Source organism: Hymenobacter chitinivorans DSM 11115 (genome assembly GCF_002797555.1).
Classification (GTDB): Bacteria; Bacteroidota; Bacteroidia; order Cytophagales; family Hymenobacteraceae; genus Hymenobacter; species Hymenobacter chitinivorans.
In genome coordinates this window covers 2,490,651-2,508,352 of record NZ_PGFA01000001.1, presented here as the reverse complement: position 1 = coordinate 2,508,352, position 17,702 = coordinate 2,490,651, and the positions used below count along the sequence as shown (strand labels likewise).

The window sequence follows — 17,702 nt, the reverse complement described above, 5'->3', positions numbered from 1 at the left end:
ACTCACTCACCCGTATCTATGGCCCTGACTGTTCCCGCTGCTGCTTCCACTTGTTGCTACTGCGGCGTCGGCTGCGGGGTGCTGGTCAAGCCCGACAAGCACGGCGACGTGACCGTGACGGGCAACCCCGACTACCCCGTCAACCGCGGGGCGCTGTGCAGCAAGGGCCTGAATTTGCAGTACACCGTCAACGACCGGACGGACCGGCTGCTGTTTCCGCAGATGCGCTACAGCAAAAGCCGCCCGTTGCAGCGGGTGAGCTGGGACGAAGCCCTGGAGCGCACCGCCGCCGTGTTCCGGACCTTCATTGCGCAGTACGGTCCCGACTCGGTGGCTTTCTACGCCTCGGGGCAGTGCCTGACGGAGGAATATTACGTGCTCAACAAGCTCATGAAGGGCTTTATCGGTTCGAACAACCTTGACACCAACTCCCGCCTGTGCATGAGCAGCGCGGTGGTGGGCTACAAAATGGCCCTGGGCGAGGACAGCGTGCCGGTCTGCTACGACGACATCGAGCTGGCCGACTGCCTGCTGGTAACCGGGGCCAACCCGGCCTGGTGCCACCCGATTCTGTGGCGGCGCGTGGAAGCCCACAAAGCGGCTAACCCTGCTACCAGAATCATCGTCGTGGACCCGCGGGTGACGGACACCTGCGCCCTGGCCGACGTGCACCTGCAGCTCATTCCCGGCACCGACGTGGTGCTGCACCAGGCCCTGGCCCGGGTGCTGCTGGAAAATGGGGACCTGGATATGGCTTTCATTGGGCAGCACGCCGAGGGCTTCGAGCAGTACCAGCAGCTGATTCTGGAGCGGACGGTGGCTGAATCGGCCGCGCTGTGCGGCGTGGCGGAGGCCGATATTCGGTTGGCGGCCGGCTACATCGGCTCGGCCCAGGCCTTTTTGTCGATGTGGACCATGGGCCTGAACCAGAGCGTGGTGGGCGTCGACAAAAACCTGAGTTTGCTGAACCTGCATTTGCTAACCGGCCAGATTGGCAAGCCCGGGGCGGGGCCGATGTCCCTCACGGGCCAGCCCAACGCCATGGGCGGGCGGGAGGTCGGGGGCCTCTCCAACCTGCTGCCCGCCCACCGCAACCTGGCCGACCCCGCCCACCGGGCCGAGGTGCAGCAGTTCTGGGGCAGCGGCCCGCTGGCCGATAAGCCCGGCTTCACGGCCACCGAAATGTTCGAGGCCCTGGAAGACGGCCGCCTCAAGGCCATCTGGATCCTGTGCACCAACCCGCTTACGAGTTTGCCCAACGTGCGGCAGGCGGAAGCGGCTTTGGCCAAGGCCAAATTCGTGGTCGTGCAGGATATCAGCAATAAGCCCGAAACCCTGGCCTACGCCGACGTGATTCTGCCCGCCGCCGCCTGGGCCGAAAAGGAGGGCACCATGACCAACTCCGAGCGGCGCATCAGCTATTTGCCCCGGGTAGTGGCCGCGCCCGGTGAGGCCCTGCCTGATGCCGAAATCATCTGCCGCTTTGCCCAGAAAATGGGGTTTGCCGGCTTCGACTTTCCCTCCACCGAGGCTATTTACCAGGAACACACCCGTCTGACGGCCGGCACCACCCTGGACATTGCGGGCCTGACCTACGAGGTGCTGCGCCGGCACGGCTCGGTGCAGTGGCCCTACCGCCCCGCGCAGGCCACGCCCGGCACGCCCCGCCTTTTCACCGACCATCAGTTCTACACGCCCTCCGGCCGGGCCCGGATTCACCCCGTGGCGGCCGGGTTCCGCAGCGAAGCGCCCGACGAGGATTTTCCCTTCATCCTGACCACCGGCCGCATCCGGGACCAGTGGCACACGATGACCAAGACGGGCAAAGTCAGCAAGCTCCGCCAGCACCTTCCCCAGGCCTTCGTCGAGCTGCACCCCGCAGATGCCGCCGCCCTCCAGGTGGCCGAAGGGGACCTGGTGACCGTCAGCTCCCGGCGGGGCAGCGTGCGGGTGGCGGCCCGGCTGAGTGCGGGCATCCGGCCGGGCGTGGTGTTTCTGCCCATGCACTGGGGCAAAATCCTGGGCTCCGACCTGCACCGGGCCAACAACCTGACCTCGGGCGCCGTGGACCCCATTTCCAAGGAGCCCGATTTCAAGTTCTGCGCCGTGCAGCTCGAAAAGTACCGCCCGCCCCGGCAGCGCATCGTGGTGGTAGGAGCGGGGGCGGGAGCCTTTGGCTTCGTGCAGGCCTACCGGCAGCTCAACCAGGACGACAGTATCACTATTTTCAGCAAGGAAGACTTCCCGTTCTACAACCGCGTGATGCTGCCCGACTACATCAGCGGGCACCAGCAGTGGGCGCAGTTGGTCAAAATGCGCGACGAAGAGGAGCCCGGCTATAATATCGAGCTGCGCCGGGGCGTGAGCGTGGAGGAAGTCAACCGGGCCGAAAAGTACGTGGTGGATTCCCGCGGGCAGCGCACCGACTACGACGTGCTGATCCTGGCGACCGGTAGCCGGGCGGCGGTGCCCCGCAACGTGCCCGCGCTGCCCGGCATCTTCACCATGCGCAGCCGCCTCGATGCCGATTCGTTTACCAGTCACTTGCCGGCCCAGAATGCCCACGTCGTCATCGTAGGGGGCGGGCTGCTGGGGCTGGAAATGGCGGCGTCGTTGCGCGAAACCGGGGTGCGGGTGTCCATCATCCAGCGAATTTCCCGGTTTCTGGACCGGCAGCTCGATGCCCTGGGTAGTCAGCTGCTGCAGGAAGAAATGGTGGACCAGGGCTGCGAGCTGTACTTCAACGACGAGGTGGAGCTGTTCTACGGCCGCTCCCGCCTCACCGGCGTGGGCCTGAAAAGCGGCCGGCGCCTCGACTGCGACGCGCTGATTCTGGCCATCGGCACGGTGCCCAACCTGGAGCTGGCCCGGGACAGTGGGCTGGAGTGCCGCCGCGGGGTGGTCGTCAACCAGCGGCTGCAAACCTCGGACCCCAGCGTGTTTGCCCTGGGCGAAATTGCCGAGTTTGAAGGCACGCTCTACGGCATTACGGCCGCCGCCGAGCAGCAGGCCGCCGTGGTGGCCCGCTACCTGAGCGGCGACGTGGGCAGCGTCTACCAGGGCAGCACATTCATGAACATCATCAAGATTCACGGCTTCGACTTGTGCAGCATCGGTCTGCCCGAGTGCCCGGCCGGCGTGCCGGGCTACGAGGAAATTACCTTTATCGACAAGGCCCGGCGCTACTACAAAAAGTGCATCGTGCACCAGGACCGGCTGGTGGGCGCCATCCTCATCGGTGACAAAACCGAGTTTCAGGAGTTTCGGGCGCTGATTGAGGGCAAAACCGAGCTCAGCGACAAACGCCTGCAGCTGCTGCGTAGCGGCCGCCCCGCCGCCCCGGTGCTGGGCAAGCTCGTGTGCAGCTGCAACAACGTGGGCGCCGACAACCTGCGCCAGGCCATAGCGGCCGGCTGCGACTCGCTCCAAGCCCTTTGCGCTACTACCGGGGCGGGCACCGGCTGCGGCTCCTGCCGGCCCGAGGTGCAGCAGATTCTGGCCGCCGAGCTAGCCACGCTGGTTCCCGCCACTCCCTAAACCACCCGCTAGCCGCGCATTCCACCCGATTTACACCATGACTTCCGCTGACTCTTCTAACTCCCTGATTGCCGTAAACCTGCCCGGCGGTATCGTGCCAGCCGGCGACCTGCTGGCCGTGCTCAGCGCGGCCGAAGCGGCCGGTATCGAGCAGGTGCAGCTTGGGCACCGGCAGCAGCTGCTGCTCACCGTGGAGCCGGCCCGGCGCCGCGCCCTGCTGCAGGCCTTGGCCGCGGCCGGGGTGCTGGCCGAGCCCGACCCGGAGGCCCACCCCAACATCGTCAGCTCCTACGTGGGCGAGGACGTGTTCTACAGCGCCGCCTGGCTGCGGGAAGGCGTTTACAAGGACATTCTGGATTTGTTCGATTACCGGCCCCGGCTGAAAATCAACCTGGTCGACAGCCGGCAGACGTTCGTGCCGTTTTTCACCGGCCACCTCAACTTTATTGCCGCCGAAACCAGCAACTACTGGCACCTGCACGTGCGCTGGCCCCGCACCGGCCACCTCTACGCCTGGCCCCACCTGGTGTATTCCGAGGACGTGCCGGTGCTGAGCGCCGCCCTGGAGCGGGTGCTGCTGGCCGACGCCGGGCAGTTTACCGCTGACTTAGCCACGGCCGGCGCCCGGCTCTACGCCCAGGTCAGCGCCACTCAGCCGCTGGGGCCGCGGGTGGTGGCCGGGGCCTTGGCGCTGCCGCCTTTTATGCTGCCGTATTACGAGGGGTTCAACCGCAGCGGGCAGCATTTGTGGCTGGGCATCTACCGGCGCAACGAGCAGTTTTCGGTGGCTTTCCTGCGCGACCTGGCGCGGGTGTGTTTGCACACGCGCGTGGGCCAGCTTTGTGCCACGCCCTGGAAGTCGTTGATTATAAAAGGTATTGCCCCCGCCGACCGGCCGCAGTGGGACGCCGTGCTCTGCCGCCACCGCATCAACGTGCGGCACGCAGCCAACGAGCTCAACTGGCAGGTCGAGGATAACTGCCCAGCGGGCCTGGCCCTCAAGCACGAGTTGGTGCGCTACCTCCACGAGGAGGACGTGCGCACCTACCAGCTCTGCTTTGCCATCAAAACCCGGCCCCAAACCGGGCTTTTCGGCTCCATCATCATCCGCACCCAGCCGGGGCGCAGCGGGGCCGAGCAGTACGAAATCCTGCACACCCGCGACTTTAACCCCAATTCCCGCGACTTCGTCTCCTTCCGCCAGCAAGTACGCCCCGACATGCTGGGCTGGTACCTGGCCGAGCTCTGCCACCAGTTCTACGCCCAAATCGGAGCCGAAACCCCGCCGGAAACCGAGACTGCCGCGCCTTCTTCAATCGAGAGCCTGCCGCCCGCCACAACGGCCCTGCCGCGCTGCCACCGCTGCCTGACCGTGTACGACCCGGAGTATGGTGACCCGAGCCAGCACGTAGCGCCGGGCACGCGCTGGGCCGCCCTGCCCAACTACCACTGCTCCACCTGCGAGGCTCCGGCCGCCGAGTTTGAGTTTTGGGAAGAGCCGGTAGCAGCGGGATTGAGTTCCGTTGGGGCCGCTCCGTAAGCAGCTTGTAGCACCTTACGCTTATCATCTTTTCTCAATCCTTGCTCATGCTTTCCCCACCCAGTGCCAATCCACTTTTTCCGGTCTTTCTCAAATTAGAGCAGCTGCGCGTGCTGCTCGTTGGCGGCGGCAACGTGGGACTGGAAAAGCTCACGGCCATCTTGCGCAGCAGCCCGGCCACGGCCGTAACGGTCGTCAGCCTCACTTTTCTGCCCGCCCTGCGGGAATTGGCCGCGCAGCATCCCAAAGTCCAGCTGCGCGAAGAAGCTTACACCGACGCCCTGCTGGAAGAAGCTGATATCGTGTTTGCCGCCACCGACGATCCGGCCCTGCACGCGCGCATCAAGCAGGCTGCCCGGAGCCACCGCCTGCTGGTAAACGTGGCCGATACGCCCCCGCTGTGCGACTTTTACCTCTCGTCGGTGGTGCAGAAGGGGGCGTTGAAAATTGCGGTTTCCACCAACGGCCAGTCGCCCACGGTGGCCAAGCGGGTGCGGGCCGTGCTGGAAGAAGCCCTGCCCGACGAGCTCGACGCGGTGCTGCAGAAGATGCCCGCCATCCGTCAGCAGCTCGCCGGCGACTTTGCCGCCAAGGTCCGCACCCTGAACCAGGTAACGGCCGGCTTGGCCGGCGGCCCCGGCTTCGAGGTGCCGGCCACCCGGCGGTGGCGCCGCCTGGCCCTGGGCGCTTTGCTGACGGCCGGGGCCCTGGCCGCCGTGCAGGTGCGGAGCCTGCTTTCTTCCCCCGCATCTAAAAAACTAAGTCCTTGAGTAGTCAGCAGGAAAACCCGGCCGGTGTGGTGCCGGAGCTCTACGTGGTGGGAGCGGGGCCCGGCGACCCGGAGCTGCTCACGCTCAAAGCCCACCGGGTGCTGCAAACCGCCGCCGTCATTCTCTACGACAACCTGGCCAACCAGGAGCTGCTAGCCCTGGCCCCGGCCGGCTGCGAGTGCGTGTACGTGGGCAAAAAGCCCTACGGCGACTACACGCCCCAGGAAACCATTCACGAGCTGATTCTGGAAAAAGCCCGGGCCCGGGGCCGCGTCATTCGCCTCAAGGGCGGCGACCCGTTCATCTTCGGGCGGGGCTTCGAGGAAATCCTGTTTGCCCGCGCCCACGGCATTGCCACGCACTACATTCCCGGGATTTCGAGCATGCAGGCCCTGGGCTTCGAAGACATTCCCCTGACCCACCGCATCATCAGTGAGGGCGTCTGGATGGTGACGGGCACCAAAAAGGACGGCTCCCTGTCGGTGGACCTGCGCCTGGCCATGCAAAGCAACTCCACCGTGGTGATTTACATGGGCCTGAAAAAAGCCGCCGAAATTGCCGCCGCCTACTGCGAAATGGGCAAGGGCGACACGCCAGCCGCCGTGGTCCAGCACCTCACCCTGCCTCAGCGGAAGTTGGCCGTGGGGCCGGTGCGCACCCTGCCGGCGCTGGTCGCCAGCCAGCAGATTACCTACCCGGCCCTTATCGTTATCGGAGCGGTGGTAGGCCTAGGTCATGAGATGCCGGCGAGGAAGCTAGGCCAGGGCTTTGGCTACCAGGGCCTGAGCCTCGGCGGGCAGCGGGAGCTGTAGGGCCAGGGCGTGGCCCTGCGGGGTCATTTTGCGCCAGGTTTTCTGCACGATGACGATGATTTTCTCCTCGGGGTGCTGGCGGGCAAAATCCAGGAAGTAGTGTTCCAGAAATACCAGGCAAATCACGTCCTCCAGCAGCTGCATGTCGGCGTCGCGGGTGAGCTGCTGCTTTTGCAGCAGGGCCTGCACCCGCCCGATGGTGGCTTCGTCGTAGCCTACTTCGGTCAGGAGTTGGCCGGCAACTTCGGCGTGGTATTTCTTGAGCGTGTTGCGCCACTGGTGGTAGCCGGGGCGGTCCAGGGGGAAATCAGCGCGCGGAATGGCCCAACGGCGGATGTGCTGGCAGCGGGCGGCCAGCTGCACGGGCTCCGGGGCCTCGGGTGCCACGCGGGCCAGGCAGGCACTCATGCGGTGGCCGTAGAGCAGCTCCTTGGGCCAGCTTTGACCCTCGGCATCAGTTTCCTGGTTGGGGTCTTCGGCGTTGGCGGCGTCGAATGTGGCAAGGGCGGCCGTGAAGCGGGCGGAGGGGAAGCTCATACAGGCGGAATACGTGGGGCGAGTAACGCTCTAAAAACGCACCTCGCGGTGGCTAAAGCAATAATGAGCCAATAAATAAACCGGCAGCATCGAATCCAACGGCCTTACCAGCACTTAAAAAAGCAGAACGTCATGTCTCCTGCTGGTCGACATGACGTTCTTGTAGGGTTGTTCCGACGAACGAAGCTAGGTTACAGCTCCATGATGTCCTCGTTCCAGAGCGTGGGCTCGGCCTCGACGAACTCGTTCATCATGTCCACGCACTCCTGCAGGTCCAGGTCCACGACTTCCACGCCGTGGCTTTCCAGGAAGGCCCGCGACTCGCCGAACGTGCGCGACTCGCCTACCATCACCTTGGGAATCTTGAACTGCACGATGGTGCCGGCGCACATGTAGCAGGGCATCAGTGTGGTGTAAATAACGGTGTCGCGGTAGCTGCGCTGGCGGCCGGCGTTGAAGAGGCAGTCCATTTCGCCGTGCTTGATGGGGTTGTCCTCCTGCACGCGCTTGTTGCGCCCCCGGGCCACGATTTTACCGTCGCGCACCAGCACCGAGCCGATGGGAATACCGCCCTGCTGGCGGCCCTGCCGCGCCTCGTCGATGGCGGCCTGCATGAATTCGTCCATGATATTTCTTTTTTGTGGGAAGTAGAGAGGTGAAGAAAGTAAAGGTAGGACTCCGGTTCATTTTTCCGGCTGTCATCCTGAGAGGAGCGAAGCGGAACGAAGGACCTACCTCACCTGATTGATAAGCGCTATTCAATGTAAAAAGTCCTTTGCTGTGCTGGTGCTAAAAGGCTTTTTGCGTTGGTAGAAATTTCAGTGGGGTAGGCGAGGAAGGTCCTTCGTTCCGCTTCGCTCATCTCAGGATGACAGTCCTAACAACTGACAACCAACAACGAACAACGAACAACCAATTACCGGGCGCAGATGCCGCGGTAGGGGCAGTACTGGCACCGTTCCAAATCGTCGGTTTTGCGGATAGGCTCCAGCGGGTCCATGATTTTGCGGGCAAACTCGGTGAGCAGCTGCTCGCCTTTTTCCACGAAGGAAGTGCCGTCTTCGGTCAGGAAGGCCATGTCGGCCGTCATGGGGCCGGCCGTGAGGTTGCGTAGGGAAATGATGGCGGCATCGGCGGCGGGGCGGCCGGCGCGCTCCAGCATGAAGCGGTAGAGCCAGAGCTGCCGCACCTTGTCGGCCGAGGAGGTGGCGTCGTGGAGCAGGCGCTGGGTGGCGGCCGCGGCATCGTCGCCGCGCTTCTGCAGCTTCAGGTCGTAGGGCTGCACCAGGCCGGTTTTGTAGTCGACGACGCGCAGGCGGCCGTCGGGCAGCTCGTCGAGCCGGTCAGTGTAGCCAAACACTATCATATCGAAAGTGTCACCATTTTCGAGCGTCACCGGCACCCGGGAGTCGAGGATTTTTTCCAACGCCACGATGCGCAGGGGCAGCGCGCCGGGCGTGTCCTGGAGGCCTTCCAGATAGCGGCGCACCAGCTGGGCCGCTACCTGGCCCAGTACGTGGTTGAGGCCTTCGTCGGGACGGGCGTGGCGCTCATCCTGCTCGTGGCGCAGGGCCCGCTCCAGATGCTGCGGAATCAGGCGCAGCAGGACCGGAACGTCTTCGGCCGTAATAGCTTTCTGGGCCTCCACAAAGGGCTGTAACAGGGTTTCCAGCGTTTCGTGGACCACCGTGCCGAAGCTGTCGGCCTCCAGCTTTTCCTCCACCTCGTCGTTTTCCTTGAACTTGGCCAGGCGGGCAAAGTAGAATTGCAACGAGCAGTTCAGGTATTGATTCAGGGCCGAGGGCGAAAGGCCTTTTTCCAGCAACGTGCGCAGGGCGGCCAGCATTTCGGGGTCTTTTTCCAGCACCAGGTCCCCGCCGTACTCGCGCCGGGCGGCCGAGTCGGGCGCGTCGTCCAGAACGCTGGCCGTTAGGTCGCGCAGGGTCAGGTTCGGGTTCTGGGGCAGCAGGTCGTTCTGAATCTGGAGCAGGAAGCGGCTTCGTTCCCCGGTGCGGGTACCCTCGGCGCCCGGCAGCACGTGCAGCAAATCCACGCGGCGGGCCCGCTGCAGCAGGCGCCAGAACTGGTGGGCCGTAGCCGCCTCGTGGTCGGCGTAGGTCGGCATCTTGAACTGGGTCAGCACGTCGTAAGGGAACAGCGAGGAGTTGTTTTTGGGCGCCGGCAGCACCCGCTCGTTGCAACTTAGAATAATGACGTGGTCGAAGTCCAGGGCCCGGGTTTCGAGCAGGCCCATCACCTGCACGTCGGCAATGGGCTCCCCGCTGAAGGGCAGGCGGGTGCGGGTCATCTGCTCGTACAAAAACCGCCGGAAGGAGCGCACCGACAGCCGCTGCTCCCGGCAGTCGAACACCGAATCCAGGCGCTTGACCAGCGTAAAGAACAGGAACAAGTATTCCGCTTCAATAGCCGAATGCTGATCCTGGTAGGCCTTTTTGAGCAGGTCAATGAGCGTGTAGCAGGCCCGGATAATATCGTCGCAGGTGTCCCAGGTGGCAAACAGGGCCGCCACCAGCGGGTGCTGCTGGCCCAGCTCCAGCAGCTCACTGGCCGGCAGCAACACGGCATTGCGCTTCACAATCTGGTTGCAGATCTTGTCGAGCAGGCCGTGGTATTGCTTCTGGGGCTGCTTGTCGAGCCACTGTTGGTAGCGCCTTAAAAACGGGTGGCCCAGCAGCTTCGATACGGCCAGATGGTGGTAGCGCGGCACCCCGTAGCCGGTTTCTGGGCTGCCCTCCCGGATGCCGGTCAGGTGCACTTCGAACAGCAGATCCACCAAGTTGAACAAGGGCGTGCTTTGGAAGCTCAGACCCATCGTCACGTTGTACTCGGGCACTTCCTGGGGCGGCAAACCGTGCAATACGGGCAGCAGCAGGGTTTCGTCGGGCAGCACCACGGCCACTTTAGCCCGCGGATTCTCCCGGCGCGAAGCCGCCAGCAGCTGCCCGGCCACTTTGCCCTGCATGCTGGCGTTGGCCACGCCCACAAACTGAATTTCCCGCTCCAACGTGCGCAGCAGATTGGGCAGGCCCGTACCGGTGTCGCCGAAGGCCTCGGCGGGCAAGTCCCAGTTTTTGCGGTACTGCCGCAGGTGCTGGCCGGCGCGGTTGGGCGAGTCGGTTTCCAGGTAAAACGCGTCGCCGTCGAAGCGCACCTCGGCCCGGCCTTCCTTGAGCAGCAGCTGAATCAGGCGCTGCTCGGCCCGGGACAACGAGCCCAGCCCCAAAAACACGTGCCGCGGCAGGGTGTCGCCGTGTTCCAGGCGGTTCTGCACCTTGTTCACCGCCAGCCGATACGCCAGCCCAGGGTAGGCCAAGTGGGTTTGCTCCATGCGCCGACGCAGGCGCCAGTACACCTTTTCCAAATCGTCCCAGAAGCGGAAGTAGGCGGCCGTGGTGCTGACTTCCGTGGGCGTATCGGCCAGCTCCCAGCGTTCCAAGGCCTTGGCCTGGGTCAGGTACTCAAACACTTTGGCCGGCGAGGCCAGGTTCTGGTCGAGGTGGGAGAAGTCCTGCACCAGCAGGCCCGACCAGCCCACGAACTGGTCGAAATCGAGCTTGGGGTCAATGTCGCGCAGGATGTCGAAGAGCAGCAGCTGCAGGGCAATGGGCTCCTCGACCTGCACGCCCGAAAGCTCCACCATGTAGTCTTCCATGGCCGCCACGCGCGGGCTCCACACCGCCGAGCCGGCTTCGGCGGCCAGACTCAGCTCGTTTTTCAGATACACCACCGCCCGCCGCGTGGGCACCACCACCACCAGGTCGCTCAGCTCGGCGCCGGGAAAGCGCGTGAGCAGGTCGCGGGCGGCCTGGCTCAGGAAGGAGTCGGTAGTGGTAATGGGGAGGGTGGAGGCAATGGTTTCCATAGAAAGTAAAGATACCTTGCGGGGGAGGATATCCCGCCGGTTTTTGAGCGCCAACCAGGCTGGCGGGGTTCTGCTTGCTGGGCTGTAACAACCAACCGTTTTGGCTAACTCGATGATTCCCGAATTCTTAGCTCCTTTCGCCGAGCAGATCCAGCAGCATGCCCTGCCCAGCATTAAAATCAAGGCCACCCCGCTCCCGGAGGCCGGGCCGGTGTCGGCGGCCAGTAAGTTTGGCGGCCTGCCGTATTTGCCATTGAGCGTTGCTTACCCGCGGGGCGAAAAAGGCGCGCCGCTCTTGCTGCTGGCCCAGATTAATCTGACTGAGCTGCCGGCCACCGACTGGCTGCCCGCGGCGGGGCTGCTGCAGTTCTACGCCTCGGCCCAGGAACTCTACAACGTGGACGAAGCGGCCGTGCTCCACATCAGACCCGAGCAGCTGGCCGAGGAAATTCAGCAGGATTTCAGCTTTCTGCCCGCCGACCATTATGACGACAGCCCGATCCGCTGCGAGCATACGCTGCAGTTTGCGCTGACTACCGAGTACGGGGGCATCGAGGATTCCCGCTTTACCGTCGACTTCAACGGCCGCACTGCTCACACCTACAACACGAGGCTGCCCCGGGCCCAGAAGCAGGAATTTAACCGGCTTTTTGGCGGCGAAGGGCACAAGCTGGGCGGCTACGCTCTGTTCACCCAGGGCGACCCGCGGGCCTACACTCCGGCAATAGCCAACGACGTGCAGCTGCTGCAAATCGATATGGACGAGCACATCATGTTCGGCGACTCCGGCGTGGCCCACTTCTTTATCAGTGCTCAGGCCCTGCAAAACGGCGAGTTCGACCAGGCCTACTTCTACTGGGACTGTTGCTAATTAGTGGCTGGCCACCGCTTCGGGCTCCTGCACTGCTGGTGCCACCGGCGCCACGTAGTGCCGCAACGACTTCATGGCCAGTAGCATGCTGATAACGGTGAGCACGGCCCCGGTCAGAAAAGCCGCTCCGGGAAAGTGCACGGGGGCTTTGGGTCCGGTGAAGAAGGAAAACAGGTTGGTCATCAGGGGAGGGCCGATGATGGATGTCAGGCTGATGAGGCTGGTCAAAGCGCCCTGCAACTCACCCTGCTCATTACGCGGCACCTGCCCCGACATGATGCCCTGCAAGGCCGGCCCGGCAATACCGCCCAGGCAGTAGGGAATCAGAAACACGAACATCATCCAGCCCTTGGGAGCAAAGGCAAACAGCGAAAAACCCAGGGCGTAGAAAGCCAGACCCAGAAACACCGAGCGTTTGGCGCCCAGCCAGGGGTTGAGCCGCCGAATCAGCAGGCCCTGCACCAGGGCCGTGAGCGTCCCGATAGCGCCGAGCGAGTAGCCCACCCAGGCCTCGTTCCACTTGAACTTGTACATGGTGTAGTACGACCAGGTGCTCTGCGTGGAGTGGGCCGCAATGTAGACCAGCACCAGCGAGCCTACCATGCCCAGAATTACGGGATATTTCTGCAGCTGCCGCAACGAGCCGATGGGGTTGGCCCGGCGCCAGTTGAAGGGGCGGCGGTGCTCTTTGTCCAGGGACTCGGGCAGGATAAAGAAGCCGTAGAGCCAGTTAATCATCGTCAGGCCCGCCGCTACCAGGAAGGGCACGCGGGGCCCGAACTGCCCTAGCACGCCCCCGATAACCGGCCCGATAATGAAGCCCAGGCCAAAGGCGGCGCCAATCATGCCGAAGTTCTGGGCCCGCTTCTCCGGGGTGCTGATGTCGGCAATGTAAGCCGAGGCCGTGGTGAAGCTCGCGCCCGTGATGCCGGCAATGATGCGGCCCACGAACAGCCAGGTGATGGTAGGGGCAAAGGCTACAAACAGATAATCGAGTCCGAAACCGAGCAGGGCAAAAAGCAGCACCGGCCGCCGCCCATACTGATCCGAAAGGTTGCCCAGCACCGGCGAAAACAGGAACTGCATGCTGGCAAAAGCAAACATGAGCCAGCCCCCGTAGCGCGAAGCGTCGCTGATGGTACCGCCCGTGAGGCTGCTGATGAGCTTGGGAATGACGGGGATAATGATGCCGAACCCAATTACGTCCAGCAGCAGCGTGATGAAGATGAAGCCGAGGGCGGCCTGGCGCTTGTCCGACATAGCGAATCTATTTTGCTAAATTTTTTGGCGGGGCAAAATACTAATTTTTTACGCAATTAGTACATTGAAGTACAAGATAGTTGTCCTAAAATGTATCAACTGTTGCGTTAATCCGTATCGGAAGCACGGCCGCAAACTGCCTACTGCGAGCTTGCGGCCGCTATTTCCTTCCATCCGTAGCTTTTATCGCCTATGCTGTTTTTCTTTGGACTGGGCCGAACCCGGATTACAACAACTCCTCTTACGGGGGTTACCTGCATGTACTGCGGCACCCCAAATTCGGTGGCGGCCACGGTGTTTTCGCGCTACTTTCATTTCTTCTGGATTCCGGTCATTCCGCTGGGCAAGTTCAGCGTGACCCAGTGTCAGCACTGCAAGCAGGTGCTGGAGAAAAAGGAAATGCCCGCCACCTACCAGGCGCCGGTGGCCGCGGTGCAGCACAGCGCCCGGCTTCCGGTGACTAATTATTTGGTGCTATTGCTGATGGGGGCACTGGTGTTATTCATGCTGGGCGTGGGGCTTTTTCGAAAAGACACCGAACCGGCCGCCGCGGTGGCGCCTGCCCCGGCCGCTCCGTTAGCCGAGGAAGCTCCGGCTGCTTTGCCTGCCGTCGGGGCGGTATTCCTGATGCCGATGGCCGCCGGCCGCTACTCGCTGATGCAAGTCACCAGGACTACTCCCGACAGCGCCTACTTCCGCATCACCGACCCGCTCACGGGTGGGCCCGGCGCGGCCAAGATAACCAGCGCCCTGCGCGACTCGGTGGCACCAGCCAATCAGGCCATGGCCTGGAGCCGACAGCAGTGGCAAACCGTGCGGCAGCACAACAAGGAATTTATCCGGCTTCGGTAACTGGCTGTTGGATAGTAAACTAGAGCGGGTGCTAAAACGCCGCTATTTCCTCCGAATCGAAGTAGTAAAGCACGCACTGTACATCGGAGTAACCTAGCTGCCGAAACAGGCCGGCGTACTGCTGGAGCTGCCGCCGGTGCTGGGGCTCGGGCGGGGGAATCTTGAAGTCGATGAGCGTGACGCGGCCCGGCGCAGGTTTTACGTCCGACTCAAACACAATACGGTCGGGCTTGTAGTCCTGGCGCCGGGTGCCGCCCACCAGGATTTCCCGCTCGGTTTCCACCGCCACGGCCAGGCTGAAGTAGTGGGCCATCTGCGGATTCTCCACCGTGCGCCGCAGCAAACTCACCAGCTGCCCTTTTTCCTTGGAGCTGACCAAACCCTCGGCCACGAGCTGGGCGGCCACCCGGTCTACGTCGGCGGCTACTTCGAGGCGGCGCAGGGCGTAGTGCAGCTTGCGGTTCCACTCGCGCTGCACCTGTTGGTCGTCGAAGTCGAAGATGGTGTTGGCGTGCCGGCGCAGGCGCAGGCGCTCCTCCCAGGGCGTGCTCGTCAGGTTAGCCAACGAATACGTTTCCGTAACCTCCCGGGTCTTGAGCCGGGGCACGAAATTGTGGCTGTCGGCCAGGGTATAGGCCGTGCGCTCGTCGTGCCAGGTGCCGGTAGCCACCAGGTAGCGGTGCAGCAGCTCGGCCACAGTTTTAGCCGGCTCAGCGGCCACCGGAGCTTCCAACTCCTTGGCGGCCTTCGTCGGTTTGGGCCTGCGGCTGATGGCGTAGAGGCGGTGCCGGGGCCGGGTAAAGGCCACATAAAGCATGTTCAGGCCTTCCAGAAACGTCTTTTCCAGCTCCTCGGTATACTGCTGGGCCAGCGGGGTGCGCAGCAGGGCCTGGGTTTGGCTGACCACCGCAATGGGCGGCATCTCGGGCACGGGCTTGGCATCGTCGGGTAGCTGGCCCCAGAGTAGCGTGCCGCGGTAGGGCGTCAGGCTCCAGTCGGCAAAGGGCACGATGACCACGCCGTAGGCCAGGCCCTTGGCTTTGTGCACCGTGGTAATGGTAATGGCGTCCCGGCCGGCCGGGGCGTTGATGCTCAGGGCGCTTTTCTTCTGCTCCCAGTAGGCCAGGAAATTATTCAGGTTGTTGCCAAAGCGCAGGCTGTATTCCAGGGTCAAATCCAGGAAGCGGAACAGGTACTCACTTTCCTCGTTGCGGCCCAAGAGCCCGAAGGTGCCCATCAGCCGCTCGGTCAGCTCATAGAGGCCCAGGTTGCCGGTTTCCCGCTCCCGCACGTCGTAGCCCAGGCTGCGCAGCTCGTCAAAGAACGCCTGGGCCTTTTCCGCGTTGGCCAGCGCGGCAATGTGGCGGGCCCGGGCCGGGGTGGGGGCCAGCTGCCGCACCACTTTATCCACAAGCAGCAGGGCTTCGGCCCGGGCCAGGGTGTCGGCGGGCCGGTTGAGCACCCGAAACAAGGCCACCAGCAGATTCACGACCTCGGCAAATTCCAACGACAGCGAATCAGCCGAAATAATCGGGTAGCCCCGCTCTTTCAGAAACTTAGCCACCCGGCGGCTACTGTCGCGGCGGCGGCAGAGTACGGCAATGTCCTGGAGCCGGAATCCGTCCTGCAGGGCCTGCTCCACCAGCTGCAGCGTCAAATACAGCGTGCTGGCCTCATAGTCGAATACTTCATCTGGGCCCACGCCGGGCAAGGTTTCGGCAGTATAGTCGCCCGTCACCGGGTCGTAGCGCCGGGCCGGGGCATCGTCTTCGGTGAAGAGCAGCTCCACGTGGCCAGCCTCACTGCCGCCGGGCGTCTCTTGGCCAAAGTGCTCATCGTAAATGCTCTGCACCAGCGGTAGCTGCGGGTGGGTCTGGCTGACTTGCCCGAAGAAGTCGTTGTTGAACTGGATAATCTCCGGGGCCGAGCGGTAGTTGGTGTTCAAATGCTCCGGTGTCAGGGCTTGGTCCAGGGTATAGTAGCGGTCCTGGAGCAGGCCGCGCAGCTCCTCGTCGGCCACGCGGCCGTAGAGGTAGTGCGTTTCATTCTTGTGCAAACGCAGAATCTGCTCCATTTCCCCGCCCCGCCAGCGGTAAATGGCCTGCTTGGCGTCGCCCACGGCCAACGACAAATTGCCAGTCGACACGGCGTTTTCCACCAGGGGCAGCAAGTTGTTCCACTGCAGCACGGACGTGTCCTGAAACTCGTCGATGAGCAGGTGCAGGTACCGTTCCCCCATCCGCTCGTAGAGGAACGGCACCGGCTCCCGCAGCACGATGCTGGCAATGCGGCGGTTAAACTCGGCAATGAGCACCACGCCCCGTTCCCGGCTGAGCTGGTCCACGGCCTTGCTCAGCTCACTCAGCAAGGACACGTGAAACAGGTAGGGCAGCATGCCGTTCACCAGAATATAGTCCGACAGCAGCGTGGCGCGTAGGTTTTCCAGCTCCAGGTAATAGCGTGTCACTTCCTCTTTCACGGCATCCACGCGCTGCTTGTCGGCCGCGGTTTTTACCTTGCCGCTGTACCACTTGTCCTGCTCAAAGGTGGCCCGCACGTAGCTGTTGGCCTCCTTGTCGGGCAGCAGCCGCTCTTCCCACTTGGTGAAGTAGCCGATGATGCCGTTTTTGCCCTGGTACAAGTCGGCCTCGGTCACCCCAGCCGTTTCCAGAGCCACAATAGCCTGCAGGGCCGCCAGCTGAAACTTGCCCTCAATAACTTCCTTGCGCTTGCGCAGCGTCTCGTGCAGCCGCCGGTAGTCCTGCAACGACATGCGCTGCAGCTGGGTCACGGCCTCGTGCACGGGCTCCGAGAGCAGAAAGCGCCCAAACTGCACCAACTCGTCCGAGAGGTTATTCCAGCTGCGGCCCTCGTCGGCTTTGCTCAGGGCGTAGTCGGCCAGGGAGCGGCTGAGCAACGCGGCGTTCGGGTCCCGATTCACGCGGTCCAGCAGCAAAGCCACGGCGCTTTGCAGCACCGCGTCGCCGTCGAGCTCCACCTCAAAGGTGGCCGGCAAGCCCAGCTCCCGGGTAAAGGCCTGCACAATGCGCTGCACGAAGGAGTCGATGGTGCTCACGCCAAAGTCGGCGTAGTGGTAGAGCACCAGCCGGAACGTGGCTGCCGCCCGCCGCCGCAGCTCTTGCCGTTGCTCCTCGGGCGTTTCGGCCCGCTTCGGTAGCAAGCCTTCCTCGGCCAGCTCCCGGGCAATGTCAGAGAGCAGCGCGTCCTGCTGCTGAGCGTCGTCGGGGTAGGCAAAGCTGCGCAAGGCGCTGATAATGCGCTCCTTCATCTCGCCCGCCGCGTCGTTGGTAAAGGTAATGGCCAGGATACTCTTGAAGTAAGCCGGGTCCTCAGAGCCCAGGGCCAGCTTCAGGTATTCCTTGGTCAGCTGGTAGGTTTTGCCGGAGCCGGCGGATGACGAGTAAATGCGGAACGTGGCGGGCATTGCGGGAGAGGAAAGCGGCTCGCAAGATACTCGATAAGCGCTGGGAAACCGGCCCGAATGGCTAGATTACTGCCGGCTGCCTACTATATAGCCAGCTCTTATAAATATCACGCTGCCCGCTTAAGTCACTCTGCTATGGGCTTGTTTATAACCAAGTTTGAATTTGCCGGTGCTCAGCCTGCGCTGGAGAATATT

Annotated in this window: 11 protein-coding genes; 6 read left to right on the top strand and 5 right to left on the bottom strand. The window is 63.3% G+C overall.

Translation table 11 applies throughout. The features are described 5' to 3' along the window. Positions 1-18 precede the first annotated feature (18 nt). Genes CLV45_RS10645 through cobA form a run of 4 tightly spaced genes read left to right on the top strand, consistent with a single transcriptional unit; the run spans position 19 to position 6,659 of the window. Positions 19-3,537 (top strand): nitrate reductase, encoded by a 3,519-nt coding sequence (locus tag CLV45_RS10645; RefSeq protein ID WP_100336333.1) that lies wholly within the window; start codon positions 19-21, stop codon positions 3,535-3,537. 37 nt (positions 3,538-3,574) lie between these two features. Then, the gene (locus CLV45_RS10640; protein ID WP_100336332.1) at positions 3,575-5,077 is read left to right on the top strand and encodes a rubredoxin; all 1,503 of its coding nucleotides are present in this window, start codon (positions 3,575-3,577) and stop codon (positions 5,075-5,077) included. Between the two features lie 47 nt (positions 5,078-5,124). Further along, positions 5,125-5,847: a precorrin-2 dehydrogenase/sirohydrochlorin ferrochelatase family protein gene (locus CLV45_RS10635; RefSeq protein ID WP_100336331.1), complete on the top strand. Its 723-nt coding sequence runs from the start codon at positions 5,125-5,127 to the stop codon at positions 5,845-5,847. Continuing rightward, entirely contained in the window at positions 5,844-6,659 is an 816-nt protein-coding gene (cobA, locus tag CLV45_RS10630; RefSeq protein ID WP_100336330.1) for a uroporphyrinogen-III C-methyltransferase, read from the top strand. Before CLV45_RS10635 ends, cobA begins: the two co-directional genes overlap by 4 nt. Here the strand turns inward: cobA and CLV45_RS10625 are convergent. From CLV45_RS10625 to CLV45_RS10615, 3 genes are all read right to left on the bottom strand, one after another. Further along, complete coding sequence (locus tag CLV45_RS10625) at positions 6,603-7,196, bottom strand: DUF4202 domain-containing protein (RefSeq protein WP_100336329.1); 594 nt, start codon at positions 7,194-7,196, stop codon at positions 6,603-6,605. The two genes, cobA and CLV45_RS10625, sit on opposite strands and share 57 nt — an antisense overlap. A 191-nt stretch (positions 7,197-7,387) precedes the next feature. After that, a complete protein-coding gene (locus CLV45_RS10620) occupies positions 7,388-7,822 on the bottom strand; it encodes a nucleoside deaminase (protein ID WP_100336328.1) in 435 nt (144 codons plus the stop codon). Between the two features lie 290 nt (positions 7,823-8,112). Next, the gene (locus CLV45_RS10615) at positions 8,113-11,079 is read right to left on the bottom strand and encodes a PD-(D/E)XK nuclease family protein (protein WP_100336327.1); all 2,967 of its coding nucleotides are present in this window, start codon (positions 11,077-11,079) and stop codon (positions 8,113-8,115) included. Positions 11,080-11,191: 112 nt separating this feature from the next. Here CLV45_RS10615 and CLV45_RS10610 point away from each other — a divergent pair, with 112 nt between their 5' ends. After that, positions 11,192-11,950 carry a YwqG family protein gene (locus CLV45_RS10610; RefSeq protein ID WP_100336326.1) on the top strand — a complete coding sequence of 253 codons (759 nt, stop codon included), beginning with the start codon at positions 11,192-11,194 and terminating at the stop codon, positions 11,948-11,950. On the opposite strand, the gene CLV45_RS10605 is transcribed toward CLV45_RS10610, so the two are convergent. Further along, the gene (locus CLV45_RS10605) at positions 11,951-13,210 is read right to left on the bottom strand and encodes a TCR/Tet family MFS transporter (protein WP_100336325.1); all 1,260 of its coding nucleotides are present in this window, start codon (positions 13,208-13,210) and stop codon (positions 11,951-11,953) included. Between the two features lie 258 nt (positions 13,211-13,468). On the opposite strand from CLV45_RS10605, the gene CLV45_RS10600 reads away from it, so the two are divergent. Further along, positions 13,469-14,062: a zinc ribbon domain-containing protein gene (locus CLV45_RS10600; protein ID WP_100336324.1), complete on the top strand. Its 594-nt coding sequence runs from the start codon at positions 13,469-13,471 to the stop codon at positions 14,060-14,062. A 31-nt stretch (positions 14,063-14,093) separates the two neighbouring features. Here the strand turns inward: CLV45_RS10600 and CLV45_RS10595 are convergent, their stop codons facing one another. Next, positions 14,094-17,507 carry a UvrD-helicase domain-containing protein gene (locus CLV45_RS10595; RefSeq protein ID WP_100336323.1) on the bottom strand — a complete coding sequence of 1,138 codons (3,414 nt, stop codon included), beginning with the start codon at positions 17,505-17,507 and terminating at the stop codon, positions 14,094-14,096. Between the last annotated feature and the right edge of the window lie 195 nt (positions 17,508-17,702).

What these genes read in the sequence shown, in the direction of transcription:
- CLV45_RS10640 (WP_100336332.1), top strand. Translation starts at nt 3,575, where the DNA reads ATGACTTCCGCTGACTCTTCTAACTCCCTGATTGCCGTAAACCTGCCC.
- CLV45_RS10595 (WP_100336323.1), bottom strand. Translation starts at nt 17,507, where the DNA reads ATGCCCGCCACGTTCCGCATTTACTCGTCATCCGCCGGCTCCGGCAAA.
- CLV45_RS10605 (WP_100336325.1), bottom strand. Translation starts at nt 13,210, where the DNA reads ATGTCGGACAAGCGCCAGGCCGCCCTCGGCTTCATCTTCATCACGCTG.
- CLV45_RS10615 (WP_100336327.1), bottom strand. Translation starts at nt 11,079, where the DNA reads ATGGAAACCATTGCCTCCACCCTCCCCATTACCACTACCGACTCCTTC.
- CLV45_RS10635 (WP_100336331.1), top strand. Translation starts at nt 5,125, where the DNA reads ATGCTTTCCCCACCCAGTGCCAATCCACTTTTTCCGGTCTTTCTCAAA.
- CLV45_RS10600 (WP_100336324.1), top strand. Translation starts at nt 13,469, where the DNA reads ATGTACTGCGGCACCCCAAATTCGGTGGCGGCCACGGTGTTTTCGCGC.
- CLV45_RS10620 (WP_100336328.1), bottom strand. Translation starts at nt 7,822, where the DNA reads ATGGACGAATTCATGCAGGCCGCCATCGACGAGGCGCGGCAGGGCCGC.
- CLV45_RS10625 (WP_100336329.1), bottom strand. Translation starts at nt 7,196, where the DNA reads ATGAGCTTCCCCTCCGCCCGCTTCACGGCCGCCCTTGCCACATTCGAC.
- CLV45_RS10645 (WP_100336333.1), top strand. Translation starts at nt 19, where the DNA reads ATGGCCCTGACTGTTCCCGCTGCTGCTTCCACTTGTTGCTACTGCGGC.
- CLV45_RS10610 (WP_100336326.1), top strand. Translation starts at nt 11,192, where the DNA reads ATGATTCCCGAATTCTTAGCTCCTTTCGCCGAGCAGATCCAGCAGCAT.